The 14,566-nt window shown below is 61.9% G+C and carries 11 protein-coding genes; 9 read left to right on the top strand and 2 right to left on the bottom strand.

The features are described 5' to 3' along the window. The first annotated feature begins 14 nt into the window (after window positions 1-14). The 3 genes from carB (at window position 15) to RCH91_RS01385 (ending at window position 4,096) form a co-directional block, all read left to right on the top strand. Window positions 15-3,260 (top strand): carbamoyl-phosphate synthase large subunit, encoded by a 3,246-nt coding sequence (gene carB / locus RCH91_RS01395; RefSeq protein WP_306532731.1) that lies wholly within the window; start codon window positions 15-17, stop codon window positions 3,258-3,260. A gap of 114 nt (window positions 3,261-3,374) precedes the next feature. After that, window positions 3,375-3,854, top strand: coding sequence for a transcription elongation factor GreA (gene greA, locus RCH91_RS01390; RefSeq protein ID WP_306532730.1), 480 nt, complete (start codon window positions 3,375-3,377; stop codon window positions 3,852-3,854). A gap of 41 nt (window positions 3,855-3,895) precedes the next feature. Continuing rightward, window positions 3,896-4,096 (top strand): DUF1858 domain-containing protein, encoded by a 201-nt coding sequence (locus RCH91_RS01385; RefSeq protein WP_306532729.1) that lies wholly within the window; start codon window positions 3,896-3,898, stop codon window positions 4,094-4,096. A 130-nt stretch (window positions 4,097-4,226) separates the two neighbouring features. Here RCH91_RS01385 and RCH91_RS01380 read toward each other — a convergent pair whose 3' ends face one another. Continuing rightward, window positions 4,227-4,832: a DUF4126 domain-containing protein gene (locus RCH91_RS01380; protein WP_306532728.1), complete on the bottom strand. Its 606-nt coding sequence runs from the start codon at window positions 4,830-4,832 to the stop codon at window positions 4,227-4,229. A 182-nt stretch (window positions 4,833-5,014) separates the two neighbouring features. Here RCH91_RS01380 and recG point away from each other — a divergent pair, with 182 nt between their 5' ends. Then, a complete protein-coding gene (gene recG, locus RCH91_RS01375) occupies window positions 5,015-7,366 on the top strand; it encodes an ATP-dependent DNA helicase RecG (RefSeq protein WP_373694354.1) in 2,352 nt (783 codons plus the stop codon). Window positions 7,367-7,404: 38 nt separating this feature from the next. After that, window positions 7,405-7,719 carry a pyrimidine/purine nucleoside phosphorylase gene (locus tag RCH91_RS01370; protein ID WP_306532727.1) on the top strand — a complete coding sequence of 105 codons (315 nt, stop codon included), beginning with the start codon at window positions 7,405-7,407 and terminating at the stop codon, window positions 7,717-7,719. Window positions 7,720-7,747: 28 nt separating this feature from the next. Here the strand turns inward: RCH91_RS01370 and RCH91_RS01365 are convergent, their stop codons facing one another. Next, window positions 7,748-9,022: a hypothetical protein gene (locus RCH91_RS01365; RefSeq protein WP_306532726.1), complete on the bottom strand. Its 1,275-nt coding sequence runs from the start codon at window positions 9,020-9,022 to the stop codon at window positions 7,748-7,750. Between the two features lie 81 nt (window positions 9,023-9,103). Between RCH91_RS01365 and gluQRS the strand changes: the two genes are divergently transcribed. From gluQRS to RCH91_RS01345, 4 genes are all read left to right on the top strand, one after another. Beyond that, window positions 9,104-10,030: a tRNA glutamyl-Q(34) synthetase GluQRS gene (gene gluQRS, locus RCH91_RS01360; protein ID WP_306532725.1), complete on the top strand. Its 927-nt coding sequence runs from the start codon at window positions 9,104-9,106 to the stop codon at window positions 10,028-10,030. 219 nt (window positions 10,031-10,249) lie between these two features. Continuing rightward, window positions 10,250-11,533 carry a TolC family protein gene (locus tag RCH91_RS01355; RefSeq protein WP_306532724.1) on the top strand — a complete coding sequence of 428 codons (1,284 nt, stop codon included), beginning with the start codon at window positions 10,250-10,252 and terminating at the stop codon, window positions 11,531-11,533. Window positions 11,534-11,558: 25 nt separating this feature from the next. Further along, on the top strand, window positions 11,559-12,950 hold the full coding sequence (locus RCH91_RS01350; protein ID WP_306532723.1) for an efflux RND transporter periplasmic adaptor subunit: 1,392 nt from the start codon (window positions 11,559-11,561) through the stop codon (window positions 12,948-12,950). Between the two features lie 10 nt (window positions 12,951-12,960). Next, window positions 12,961-14,566: efflux RND transporter permease subunit (locus RCH91_RS01345; protein ID WP_306532722.1), on the top strand; the 1,606-nt coding region annotated here is incomplete at its 3' end.

Genomic DNA, 14,566 nt, shown 5'->3' with positions numbered 1-14,566 from the left:
AGCAAGGAGTTGCAATGCCCAAACGTACCGACATCAATAAGATCCTCATCATCGGCGCCGGCCCCATTGTCATCGGCCAGGCGTGCGAGTTCGACTACTCCGGCACCCAGGCCTGCAAGGCCCTGAAGGAGGAGGGGTTCGAGGTGGTGCTGCTGAACAGCAACCCGGCTACCATCATGACCGATCCCGACTTCGCCGATCGGACCTACGTGGAACCGGTGACCCCCGAGGTGCTGGCGAAGATCATCGAGAAAGAGCGCCCCGATGCGGTCCTACCAACCCTGGGCGGCCAGACGGCCCTGAACACCGCCGTGGCCGTGGCCGAGAACGGTACCCTGGACAAGTTCGGGGTCGAGCTGATCGGGGCCAAGCTTCCGGCCATCAAGAAGGCCGAGGACCGGACCCTCTTCAAGGAAGCCATGGAGAAGATCGGCCTGTCGGTCCCCCGTTCTGGCCTTGCCCACAACTACAGCGAGGCGATGGAGGTGGTCAAGACAGTCGGCTTCCCGGCCATCATTCGCCCCTCCTTCACCCTGGGCGGGACTGGCGGCGGCATAGCCTACAACATGGAAGATTACGAGAAGATGGCCATGGGGGGGATCGACGCGTCTCCCACGGACGAAATCCTCGTGGAGGAGTCGGTCATCGGCTGGAAGGAGTACGAGCTGGAGGTGATGCGCGACACCGCCGACAACGTGGTGATCATCTGCTCCATCGAGAACTTCGACCCGATGGGGGTCCACACCGGTGACTCCATCACCGTGGCCCCTGCCCAGACCCTCACCGACAAGGAGTACCAGATCCTCCGGGATGCGGCCCTCAAGATCATCCGCGAGATCGGGGTCGACACCGGCGGCTCCAATATCCAGTTCGGCATCAACCCGAAGAACGGCCGGCTGGTGGTCATCGAGATGAACCCGCGGGTGTCGCGCTCCTCGGCCCTGGCCTCCAAGGCGACCGGCTTCCCCATCGCCAAGATCGCGGCCAAGCTGGCCGTGGGCTACACCCTGGACGAGATCCGCAACGACATCACCCGCGAGACCCCGGCCTGTTTCGAACCTACCATTGACTACGTGGTGACCAAGATTCCGCGCTTCACCTTCGAGAAGTTCCCGGCCGCCGACGCCACCCTTACCACCCAGATGAAGTCGGTGGGGGAGGTGATGGCCATCGGCAGGACCTTCAAGGAGTCGTTCCAGAAGGCGCTCCGTTCCCTGGAGATCGGCGCCTCTGGTTTCGAGTCGCGTCTCTTTACCAATGGTGATACCCGCCGGGCCCTGACCGCAAAGGAGCAGCAGCTTATCCACGACAAGCTCCGGGTCCCCAACTGGGAGCGGCTCTGGTACCTGGGGGACGCCTTCCGCAGCGGCATGAGCATTGAGGAAATCTTCCAGCTCACCGCCATCGATCCCTGGTTCCTCCATAACATCAAGCAGATCATCGAGAAGGAAGAGGAATTGCGGAAAGTCAGTGTCTTGACCGAGACGCCGGAGAACCTCACCGCCATCGTTCGGGAGGCAAAGCAGTACGGCTTCGCCGACAAGATGCTCGGCCGGTTCTGGGACAAGAGCGATGAGGATATCCGCCAGTTGCGGCTCTCTCTCGGCGTCAAGCCCGTGTTCAAGAGGGTCGATACCTGCGCCGCCGAGTTCGTGGCTTACACTCCGTACCTCTACTCCACCTACGAGGAGGAGTGCGAGGCGGAGGTGACCGACAGGAAGAAGATCATGATCCTCGGCGGCGGACCCAACCGGATCGGCCAGGGGATCGAGTTCGACTACTGCTGCGTCCACGGGGTTTTTGCCCTGGGCGAGGACGGCTACGAGACCATCATGGTCAACTGCAACCCGGAGACGGTCTCCACCGACTACGATACCTCCGACCGCCTCTACTTCGAGCCCCTCACCTACGAGGACGTCCTCTCCATAGTCGAGTTGGAGAAGCCCCAGGGGGTCATCGTCCAGTTCGGCGGTCAGACTCCCCTCAAGCTGGCCGTGGCCCTTGAGAAGGCCGGAGTCCCCATCATCGGCACCTCACCCGACGCCATCGACCGGGCCGAGGACCGGGAACGCTTCCAGGAGATGCTCCACAAACTGAACCTCCTGCAGCCCGAGAATGGAACCGCCCGCTCCTTCGAGGAAGCGGAAGAGGCGGCCAACCGTATCGGTTACCCCGTGGTGGTGCGCCCCTCATACGTCCTCGGCGGCCGGGCCATGGAGATCGTCTACGATGTGGACAACCTGCGCCGCTACATGACAACTGCCGTCCAGGCCTCGCCGGAGCATCCGATTCTCATCGACAAGTTCCTGGACAAGGCCATCGAGATCGACGTGGATGCCCTCTGCGACGGGACCGAGGTGGTCATCGGCGGGATCATGGAGCACATCGAGGAGGCGGGCATCCACTCGGGGGACTCGGCCTGCTGCCTCCCGCCCCATTCCATCTCGCAAGAACTGGTGGAGGAGATCCGCCGGCAGACCACCATCATGGCCCTGGAACTGAACGTCAAGGGGCTCATGAACGTCCAGTACGCCATCAAGGACGGAACCATCTATATTCTCGAAGTGAACCCCCGGGCATCCCGGACCGCCCCCTTCGTCTCCAAGGCCACGGGACGCCCCCTGGCCAAGATAGCTGCCCGGGTCATGGCGGGCAAGAGCCTGAAGGAGCTTGGCGTCTCCGGTGATATCGTGCCGAAGCACATGTCGGTCAAGGAGGCGGTCTTTCCCTTCGTCAAGTTCCCGGGGGTCGACACCCTGCTCGGACCGGAGATGAAGTCCACCGGCGAAGTCATGGGGATCGGTCCCGACTTTGCCACGGCCTTCGCAAAGGCCCAGCTCGGCGCCAACGTGAAGCTCCCCCGGTCGGGAAAGGTTTTCATCAGCCTCCACGACGCCGACAAGAAACATATTGTCGATTCAGCGAAAAAACTCTATAATGCCGGTTTCAGACTGATCGCCACCCGCGGTACCGCCGCCTACCTGAAGGAGAAGGGGGTGGAAGTGGAGGTGATCAACAAGGTGCTCGAAGGACGGCCCCACATCGTCGACGCCATCAAGAGCGGCGAAATCTGTATGGTGCTTAATACCACCCAGGGGGCCCAGGCTGTAGCCGATTCCTTCTCCATCCGTCGAGAGGCCCTCATGCACAACGTGGCTTACTTCACCACCGTGGCCGGGGCAAATGCTGCCGCCGGCGGCATCGTCGCCATGCTCAATGGCGAGTTGGATGTGAAGCCGCTGCAGGAGTATCTGGTGTAAAGCGGTCGGAGAATTGCCGAACCTGGTGACTTTTCCTGTTTCAGAATGGCGTAATGTACCAACGGGGCGGCCAAACGGCTGCCCCGCGATTTTCATAGAGGAGTAGTCAGTACGATGTCTTATTCAGTTCCCATGACCAAAGAGAGTTACGAAGCGCTCCAGGAAGAGCTCAAGCGTCTGATCCGCGAGGAACGGCCCCGGGTGATTCAGGATATCGCCGAGGCCCGCAGCCACGGCGACCTTTCGGAGAACGCCGAGTACGATGCAGCCAAGAACCGCCAGGCGTTCATCGAGGGGCGAATTCAGGAACTCCAGGGAAAGCTTGCCCGGGCCCACGTGGTTGATCTTTCCGGGTTGAAGCCCGACAAGGTGGTCTTCGGCGCCACCGTTACCCTCTACGACACCACCAGCGAGGAGGAGGTCACCTACAAGATCGTCGGCGAGGAGGAGGCCGACATCAAGCTGGCGAAGATTTCATGCACCTCGCCGGTCGGCAAGGCCCTCATCGGTCACAAGCTCGACGACAGCGTAAAGATCAAGGTGCCTTCGGGGTCAGTCAAGGAATACGAGATCATTGATATCAAGTACCTCTGATTTTCCGTCATCATGCACTTTTAACAAAGAAAGGAATCACAATGAACCAGCAGTTTACCAAAGAAATGACGTTCGCCCAGGCCCTCCAGGCTAATCCCGAGGTGGCCCAGGTGCTTCGCAAGTACAATCTCGGCTGCATCGGCTGCATGGGTGCCCAGAACGAGTCCCTTGAACAGGGATGCAGCGCCCACGGACTCGATGTGAACGACATCCTGAGAGACCTGAACGCCATCGGCCAGTAACTTCTGGTCCGCAACAGGCTTACGGAAAACTGAAAAGGCGCCAAATAGGCGCCTTTTCTTTTGGTCACTGGAAGAGCCGAATCCGTCTTGTTATTCGCGGTTGTTCAGGGGAACCCCGAACCTTGCTTCCTTACGGATGCCGTTCTGAATCAGCTGTTCCCCGCATTTTACCAACTACCGCACGAAAATACCTGATTGTCCTGGGCAGCACGAACAGTGAAATCAGCAGACCGACCACAACCACCACAACAAGCAGTACTGGGTAGAATACTGCCAGCAGTACTGAGCTTACCGCGACGAAATCCTCCGTTACGCTCGCGACCACATTCGTTACGGGTTCAGGGGTCGTGTTTATCATGGCTCTCGTGGCTGCCTTCGTGCCGTGTGAACTTAGTGCGAGTCCTCCTCCCAGCAGAAAAGCAATAGCCTGTATCCCTGTGTCGAAATCGCCAAGTGCCGCCATTGCCAGCACAGCTCCTGCCGGAACTCGAATAAAGGTGTGGATTACGTCCCAAGCACTGTCGATTAAAGGTATCTTGTCGGCTATGAACTCGATTAGATACAGAGCCAGCGCGACGCCGATAACCCACCAGCTGGTCAGAGCCATAAGCTCGCCGGGAAGTTGAAGATGCGCAAAGCGGCCAAGCAGACCGAGGGTTGCCACAGAGGCATACAGGTTTATCCCTGATACCCAGGCGGTTCCCATGGCAAGAGTAAGTGTGTTGAGGAGGCTCATACCGGTTCAGTATACCATCTATTTGCGTAAGGAAAGTACAGGAGACAACAGGCGGTCCAACGTCGACTTCCCGGGTTGCAACGGGTCAATGAGCCTGCTAAAGTGGTACCCTCGTTGGCCGGGGCGAACTGCAAGCCCGTCTGAGCCGGCGTGTAGCCGGTCTGCCGTGGGGAGTTTTTCTGTTGAGTAACGGAAATCGCGATAACGTGGGGGAGCTGGTATCCCGATGGAGTCTGCCGCTGAATGCTGACGGAAGTCTTTCAATTCCTGCTGAGGTGTTGAAAGAACTGGGCCTTGGGCCGGGCGACTCCGTTGTGATCCTCCCAGGGAACGACGGTCTTGTAGTTGCCAGGGAGATTGGCACTACTGCTCCCCGGCAGCAGGATCCTTCAACGGTCCGCGATACCATCAACCGCAAGAACCTGGAAACCCCCATCCAGTTCATCAAAGGGGTCGGCCCGAAACTGGCGGAGATCCTCGGCAAGAAGGGGATAGTCACGGTGGAGGACGCCCTCTATCTCCTTCCCAACCGTTACGAGGACCGCCGTCAGGTGGTGCCCATTGCCAGGCTCCGCCCCGGGGTGACAGGAGTGTTCGCCGGAGAGGTGATTTCCGCCGACGTGGTACCCACAAAGGGGGGGCGCCGCTTCTTCGAGGTGGTGGCGCGGGACGCAAGCGGCACCATTTCCTTCAAGTGGTTCAACTTCAACCCCGCTTTTCTGAAGAAGACCTGGAAAAAGGGGCGACGGGGAATCTTTACCGGCCTGGTTTCCCAGTTCGGCCTCCAGCGCGAGGTGCATCACCCGGATGCAGAGTGGATGGCCGAGGGGGAGAGTGTGGAGGCGGTCATGGCTCGGGACCCGGTCAGCTTCGGCCGGGTGGTGCCGGTCTACCCCCTCACCGAGGGGCTCCACCAGAAGACCCTGCGGAAGGTGATGAAGGGGGTGGTGGACCAGTTCGCCCCGTGCGTGGAGAGTATGCTCTCGCCGGCGGTGGCAGGGCGCCAGGGGCTCCTGCCCTTGGCCGACGCCCTCCGACGGGTCCACTTCCCCAATGGCGATACCGACCCCCGAGGTCTTGAAGAGGGGAAGGACCCCGCCAACCGCACCCTGGTCTTCGATGAGTTCTTTTTTCTGGAGTTGGGGCTCGCCTTGAAAAAGCGTGGGGTGACCCTTGAGCCGGGCATTGCTTTTGCCGTCAGCCACACCTACACGAAGCCGCTCCTGAAGCTTCTTCCCTTCTCGCTGACCGGTGCCCAGCGCCGGGTCCTGGCCGAGATCAAAGAGGATATGATGGCCCCGCACCCGATGCACCGCCTGGTGCAGGGTGACGTGGGGAGCGGCAAGACCCTGGTGGCGCTCATGGCGGCGCTGGTGGCGGTGGAGAACGGCTACCAGGTGGCGATCATGGCCCCCACCGAGATCCTGGCGGAGCAGCACTACTTGAACATCCACCGCTGGTGCGACGAACTGGGTGTTTCGGTGGCGCTCGTGACCTCATCGCTGAAGGGGAAGGCGAAGAAGGAGGCCCTGGCGCGGGTAGCCGGGGGAGAGGCTCAGATCGTCATCGGCACCCACGCGGTAATCCAGGACAAGGTGGAGTTTCACCGGCTCGGCCTTGGCATTGTGGACGAGCAGCACCGTTTCGGCGTCCTGCAGCGGGGGCTTCTGCGGAAAAAGGGGGAGAACCCCGACATCCTCGTCATGACTGCCACTCCCATTCCCCGTACCCTGGCCATGACCGTCTTCGGCGACCTGTCGCTGTCGGTGGTCGACGAGCTGCCGCCGGGGCGGACCCCCATCGAGACACGGATCTGCTTCGAGTCGCGCCGGAAGCAGGTTTACGGCATCATCCGCGACGAGGTGGCCAAGGGGCGCCAGGCCTACGTCATCTACCCCCTGGTGGAGGAGTCGGAGAAGTCAGACCTGAAGGCCGCCACCCAGATGGCCGAGCATCTGGCCAACGATATCTTTCCTGATCTGCGGCTCGGCATCCTCCACGGCCGGATGAAGCCCGAGGAGAAGGAAGCGGTGATGCGCTCCTTTAAGTCCCGGGAAATCGACATCCTCGTGGCCACCACGGTCATCGAGGTGGGGATCGACGTCCCCAACGCCACGGTGATGGTCATCGAGCATGCCGAGCGGTTCGGCCTGTCACAACTCCATCAGCTGCGGGGGAGGGTGGGGAGGGGAAGCGAGAAGTCCCGCTGTATCCTTATGGCCGGCGAGCGCCTCTCCGAAGACGCCGAGAAGCGGCTCCGGGTCATGGAGTCCACCACCGACGGCTTCAGGATTGCCGAGGCCGATCTCGAAATCCGCGGCCCCGGCGATTTTCTCGGCACCCGTCAGGCGGGGATTCCCGATTTCCGCGTCGCAAACATCCTGCGGGACGGCCGGATCCTCGAAGAGGCCCGGCAGGAGGCCTTTGCCGTGGTGGAGCGGGACCCGGAACTGCGGATGCCCCAGCATGAAAAGCTCCGCGCGGAACTGGCCCGGCGCTGGGGAGGAAGGTTGGAGCTGGCGGGAATCGCGTAACAAAATTTGCTGTACCTATTTTTCGAATGGAGGAATCAATGTCTGAATTCACCAACGTAACAGTCGTTCGCGAGGCAAACGTCTTCTTCAACGGCGGCGTCGTGAGCCGCACGGTCATCTTCCCCGACGGCACCAAGAAGACCCTCGGAATCATGCAGCCGGGTGAGTACACCTTCAACACCGGCGCCGCGGAAATCATGGAGATCCTCTCCGGCGAGCTGGATCTCAAGCTTCCCGGCAGCGACCTGTGGGACCGCATCGGCGGGGGGGAGTCGTTCAACGTGCCTGCCAATTCGGCGTTCACCATGAGGGTCCTTTCCCTCACCGACTACTGCTGCTCGTTCCTCGGCTAGGGTTTGCCCGTGATCAGAGCCCCGTACCCTATGGACGGGGCTCTTCGGTTTGGCGTTCGAACCAGTGGGCTGCCACAGCGATGATGGCCGTGACGGCGAGGGCCGCCGCGAGGAGAACAATGGAAGCAACGGCGTTGTTCAAGAGCGTCGGTTTCAGGAGGATCACCAGGCCGAGCATGAGCATCATGACGCCCGAGAGGAGCTTCAGGACCCGCCCCTGCCACTCCGTCAGTTTCCGGTTGCCGAGGGTTACGGTAAAGATGCCGACGATGACGGCAAGGGGAACCACGTAGATCAGGTTGTAGAAGGCCAGGTAGAGGTAGTATTCGGAGGAGGGAAGGGCGCGCAGGGTCAGGAGCCGGGTGTAGACCATGGGGAATCCGGCAGTGCAGAGGAGTTCGTAGCTGTTGGCCGCCACGGCCAGAACCACCGTCCCCCCCAGCATTGAGGGGAGCGACCCCGCGTGAACGAGATGCCGCATCCGCTCGAAGAGTTTCGGCTTCTTCTCTTCCGGGATGACGAGGGATACCCCTTTCTCAAAGAAAAAGAAGTCTTTTATGTTGATGACGGCCACCACGAGGGCGATGATTCCTGCGGCGGTGGTGACGGCGGCCAGGGTGCCGGCAAGCAGAAAGAGGTTGAGCCAGGCTGCCATGAAGAGAAAATAGACAAAACCGGAGAAGAAGACGAAGGTTCCCCCCACGAGCGCCATGCGGTTGCGGGAATGGGCGTGGACCAGCAGGCTCATGAGGAAGAGCAGTACAAAGAAGGCGCAGGGATTGAAGCTGTCCAAGAGGGCGATAACGAGGGTGAAGAGCGGCAGCGACAGGGCGGCCGGGTCCACGGTGCAGATGCCGGGGATGGTGATGGTTTCCGCCGCCGGCGGGGCGGCTGCGGGTGGTGCCGTGGTCTCTCGGGCCGCCAATTCTGCTGAAACCTGGCGTTCGATGGCCCTGGCCTTGTCGTCGGAGAAGCCTTCGATGACCTTGTCGCCGATGATAATGACGGGGACCCCGGTTGGCTCGAAACCCCGCTCCTTTGCCATGGCCATGAGGATGTCGATGTTCTTGCGGTCGGAGAAGACTTCGTAGTCGCGCACCTGAAGGCCGGGGTGGTTCTGTCGGAGTTTGGCGATGAAGGGCTTGGCCTTGGCGCAGTGGGCGCACCCCTCGCCCCAGAAAAAGTGGAGCGTCACCTCGCTTCCTGTGACAGCGCTTCCGACCGCACCGGCCACGGACAGGGCAATGAGGAGCATGACCAGAACACTCGCCAATGCATATTGCTTTATCGGGCCTCTACCCATGACTACCTCCTGCCTCAAGTCTATCGCACCTGAAGTAATTCTCATCAAGGGTTGGCCAGTATTCGTATGATATCCGAGCAGATGCCTGAAAACCGCACCGTCGTTGGTCGCTTCGCCCCGTCTCCCACCGGCCCCCTTCACCTTGGCTCCCTGGTGGCCGCCGTGGGGAGTTACGCCATGGCGAAGCGGGCTGGAGGGCTCTGGCTCCTGCGGATGGAGGACCTGGATACCCCCCGGGTGGTGCCGGGGATGGCCGACGACATGTTCCGAACCCTGGAATCTCTCGGCTTTGCCTGGGACGGTGATGTCATGTGGCAGAGCCGGCGGGCCGAAGCATATGGGTCCGCCCTTGAGCGTCTTCTATCGGCGAGGAACGCCTACCCCTGCGGCTGCTCCCGGGCCGAGATCGCCCGGGCCGCCAGTGCCCCCCACGACGGCGAGGGAGAGGTGCCCTATCCCAACATCTGCCGCAACGGGTTGCCGGCCGGGAAGGAGCCCCGTTCGTACCGGGTGAAGGTGGGCGCGGAGCCCATCGTTGTACATGATCTCATCATGGGGGAGAAGCGGTACGATCTCGCCCGGATCTGCGGCGACTTCGTGGTGAAGCGGGCAGACGGGCTCTTCGCCTACCAGCTGGCCGTGGTGGTGGACGACGCCGATCAGGGGGTGACCCAGGTGGTGCGGGGGGCTGACCTCCTCTCATCGACCCCGCGCCAGATTCTTCTCCAGCGGCTCCTTGGCTACGAAACCCCCGCCTACGCCCACCTCCCCCTGGTGACCGCCCCCGGCGGGGGAAAGCTCTCCAAGCGGGACAATGCCATCTCCCTCGCCGCCGGCCGCGACCTGGCCGCCGACGGAGGGAGACTGATCCTCGCCGCCCTCCGCTTCCTCGGCCAGCGCCCTCCCGCTTCCATCGCGGGCGCCGCCGGGAGGGAGATTCTCGCCTGGGGGGCGGCACACTTCGATCTGTCTCTTGTCCCCACGGCTTCCGCCCCTCTAAGCGCCTGACCCGTATTCTCTCGAACCATTTCTTTCCCCGACAGTACGTCGTTTCATTGCACGATGAGCGGCGTGCTCTATACTTATCGGGGAATATTCCACCTATGGTGTTGAATATTCTTCAGATCTTGTCATGGACTGCAGTGCGATACGGCGTGAAATCAGACTGTTGCGCCGTGGCATGCCCTGTGTAATGCAGAATACTAAAACTACCCCTGGAGACTGCCGATGAAGAAGCGTCTTGCCTGGGGCATGCTGGCTGCGGCGGCGTGCCTTGTACTTAGCGTCCTCCCCGCCAGTGCGACCGATGCCCTGCCGCCGGAAGAGCTGCCGATGCTGGTGGAGCAGGCCCTTGCCGCCAATCCCGAAGTGAAGGCTTCCCAAGCCCGCTGGGAGATGTACACCAGCCGCGTGAAGCAGGCGGGTGCCCTTGACGACCCGATGTTGATGCTCAAACTCCAGAGCTTCCTCCTGCGGGATCCCTTCAACTCCCAGCGCGACCCCATGACGCAGCGGATTGTCGGCATCAGCCAGCAGCTCCCTTTCTGGGGGAAGCGGGCGCTGAAGGAGGAGGTGGCAGCCCGGGAGGCGGAGGCGTACCAGTGGCAGATCGAGGAGCGGAAGCTGGAGCTGGCCAGGATGGTGAAGGAGACCTGGTACCAGATCTACCTGACCGACAGGGAGCTCGCCATCGTCGGGAAGAACATCCGGGTGATGGACGACTTCATCGCCTTGGCCGAAACCAGGTATTCCGTGGGCCAGGGTGCCCAGCAGGACGTCTTCAAGGCCCAGGTGGAACGCTCGCGTATGCTCGACATGCAGATATCCCTGGAGCAGCGGCGAAAGAGCCTCCAGGCGACCCTCAACACGCTCCTCTTCCGGCCGGCGGAGACGCCGGTGGGGACTATTCCCGATTTCGAGATCCGGCCGGTTTCCTGGACGGCGGAGCAGCTTCAGGCCGCAGCCCAGGAGAACCGTCCCCTGCTCAAGAGTTACGGGGCGCTCATGGCTAAGGGGGAGGCGGGGCACCGTCTGGCGCAGAAAGAGTTTTTCCCGGATTTCAACCTCTCCTTCGAGTACATGCAGCGGGACCCCATCAACGAGATGGAAGCCGGCTACGACATGTACGGCGCCGGGGTTACCTTCAACCTCCCCATCCAGCGGGAACGGCGCCAGGCCATGGCCCGGGAGGCTGCGGCCGAGACCGGCATGGCGCGGGCCGAGCGGGACATGCTCGTGAACGGCATCTCCCTCGGCATCGCCGACAACCTGGCCCAGATGGAGCGGCGCGAAAAGCTCGTGCACCTCTACCGGACCGGCATCATCCCCCAGGCGGAGCAGTCCCTGGAGTCGGCCGCCATCGGCTACCGGGTCGGGAAGGTTGATTTTCTCACGCTTCTCGATGCGCGGCTGACGCTCTTCACCTACGAGCGGGAGTACTACGAATCCCAGGCCGAATACCAGATGAGAAAAGCGCAGCTGGAGGCGCTGGTGGGAAAAGAGCTTGATTGACCATTTCACCGAGAGGTTGATTGCCATGCGTACTACGAAATTCATCGTTCTGCCGGCCATGATGCTGCTCGCTGCGTTGTCGGTTACGGGGTGCCAGAAGAAGGGCCAGGAGGGGGCGGGGGACGGCCACGACCATGCCGCCGAGGCCAAGGTTGAGTATACCTGCCCCATGCACCCCTTCATCGTCAAGGACAAGCCGGGGGCCTGCCCCATCTGCGGGATGAACCTGGTGAAAAAGGTGGAGGGGGGGAAGGCCGACGCCAAGGAACTGGAGAAGCTCGCCCAGGTCTCCATCCCCACTACCCAGATGGTCATGGCCAACGTGGCGACCCAGGCCGTGGCGGCCAAGAGCCTCCAGAAGGAGGTCACCGCCACGGGGATTGTTTCCTATGATCAGCGGCGTCAGGCCAAGGTGACCGCCTGGGTGGCGGGGAGGATCGACAGGCTCAACGTCAACGCTGTTGGTGATTTTGTCTCCAAGGGACGGCCGGTGGCGGAGCTATATTCGCCCGATCTCGTCTCGGCCCAGCAGGAGTATCTCCTGGCTGTCCGGAGCCGCGACCGCCTCAAGAGTTCTCCCATCGCCTCCATCTCCCAGGGGGGGGAGGGGCTCGTGGCCTCGGCCCGGCAGCGGCTCCTCCTCATGGGGGTGAAGGAGCAGCAGATCGCGGGGCTTGAAAAGGCGGGACAGCCCAACATAAAGCTCCCGATTTACACCCCCCTTTCCGGCGTGGTGATCGAAAAGATTGCCCTTGAAGGGCAGTACGTGAACATGGGCGATCCGCTGTTCTCCATTGCCGATCTCTCCACGGTCTGGGTAGAGGCGGAGATTTACGAGAACGATGTCTCCTTCGTCAAGGTGGGACAACGGGTCGAGGTGACCTCCGCGTCGTGGCCGGGCAAGACCTTTGTGGGGCGAATTTCCCTCATCTATCCGTTCCTCGATCCGAAGACCCGGACCATCAAGGCGCGGATCGAGCTCGCCAACCCGGGGCTGAAGCTCAAGCCCGACATGTTCGTGAACGCCGCCATCAAGATGCCGCTCGGCTCGACTGTTGTCGTTCCCGCCACGGCGGTGATGGATACCGGAACCCGGCAGGTGGTCTGGGTGCAGGTGAAGGAAGGGACCTTTGAGCCACGGAACGTTAAGGTTGGTGCCCGGGTCGGCGATGACATTCAGGTTCTCTCGGGGCTAAAGGCAGGCGAGGTTATTGCCGGCTCCGGGGCCTACCTCATCGACTCGGAATCGCAGCTTCGGGGCGGCAGCCAGGACCATAGCCAGCATGGAGGTGCTCCGGCAACGAAACCCGGGCAGCAGCCTGCCCCATCGCCGGCGCACGAGGGGCACGGGGGAGGACAGCCGGCCGCGCCTCCAAAGAAGAACGGCAGCATGGGCATGGATGACATGAAGATGTGATGGAGCTGACATGATCGAGAGAATTATCGAATATTCGGCCCGCAACCGGGTCATCATCCTTATGCTCTTTGCCCTGGTAATCGGCTGGGGGATCTGGGCGGTTTACAGGACGCCGGTGGATGCGATACCCGACCTCTCCGACAACCAGGTGATCGTCTTCACCGACTTCCCCGGCCGCTCCCCCCAGGTGGTGGAAGACCAAGTGACCTATCCGCTGGCGGTGAACCTCCAGGGGCTCCCCCAGGTGAAGGCAGTGCGGGCGTCGTCGGCCTTCGGCTTCTCCATGATCTACGTGATCTTCGAGGACAAGGCCGACATCTACTGGGCCCGGACCCGGGTGCTGGAGCGGCTGAACTACGCGGCTTCGCTCCTTCCCGCCGGCGTGGTGCCGACCCTTGGCCCCGACGGCACCGGCGTGGGGCACGTCTTCTGGTACACCCTGGAAGGGAAGGGGTATGATCTGGAGCAGCTCCGAACCCTGCAGGACTGGTTCGTCCGCTACCAGCTCAACACCGTTCCCGGTGTGGCCGAGGTGGCCTCCATCGGCGGTTTCGTCCGCGAGTACCAGATCGATCTGGACCCCCACAAGCTCTTCGCTTACAACATCAAGGTCTCCGACGTCATGGAGGCCGTAAAGGCGTCCAACAACGATGTGGGAGGTCGCCTCTTGGAACAGGCCGATGCCGAGTTCCTGATCCGGGGTCAGGGATACGTCAAGACCCCCGCCGATCTTGAGAACATCGTCGTTACCGCCGACATGCGCGGCACCCCGGTCTATGTGAAGAACCTCGGCACCGTCCAACTCGGCGGCGCCATCCGCCGGGGGCTCCTGGACCTGAACGGCGAGGGGGAGGTGGTGGGCGGCATCGTGGTCATGCGCTACGGCGAGAACGCCAAGGATGTCATCGACCGGGTGAAGGAGAAGATCACCGCCCTGGAGAAGGGGCTGCCGCCGGGGGTGAAGATCAAGACCGCCTACGACCGCTCCGACCTGATCGAGCGGGCGATCCATACCCTCAAGCGGGCACTGACGGAGGAGTCCATCGTCGTCTCCCTGGTGGTGCTCGTCTTCCTTCTCCACTTCCAGAGCGCGCTGGTGATCGTCCTCACCCTCCCCATCGCGGTGCTGATCGCCTTTATCACCATGAAGCTCATGGGGGTCACCTCCAACATCATGTCCCTCGGGGGGATCGCCATCGCCATCGGCGTCCTGGTGGACGCCGGGGTCATCATGGTGGAGAACTGCTACCGCCACCTGTCGGAGCTTCCGGAGGAGGAGCGGAAGGAGCGGCGCCTGGAGGTGATCATCGCCAGTGCCAAGCAGGTGGGGCGGGCAATCTTCTTTTCCCTCGCCATCATCGTCCTCTCCTTCGTGCCGGTCTTCCTCCTGGAGGGGCAGGAGGGTAAGCTCTTCCACCCCCTGGCCTTCACCAAGACCTTTTCCATGGTCGGTTCGGCCATCATCGCCATAACCCTGGTGCCGGTACTCATGTACTTCTTCATGCGGGGCAAGATGCCCCCCGAGAGTGCCAATCCGGTCTCCCGCTTCTTCATCCGGCTCTACGGGCCGGTGATCCGGTGGTGCCTGACCTGGAAGAAGACGGTCATCGCCCTCA

It is taken from the genome of Geobacter sp. (assembly GCF_030834625.1).
Lineage (GTDB): Bacteria > Desulfobacterota > Desulfuromonadia > Geobacterales > Geobacteraceae > Geobacter.
This window is presented reverse-complemented; position numbering and strand designations above follow the sequence as displayed.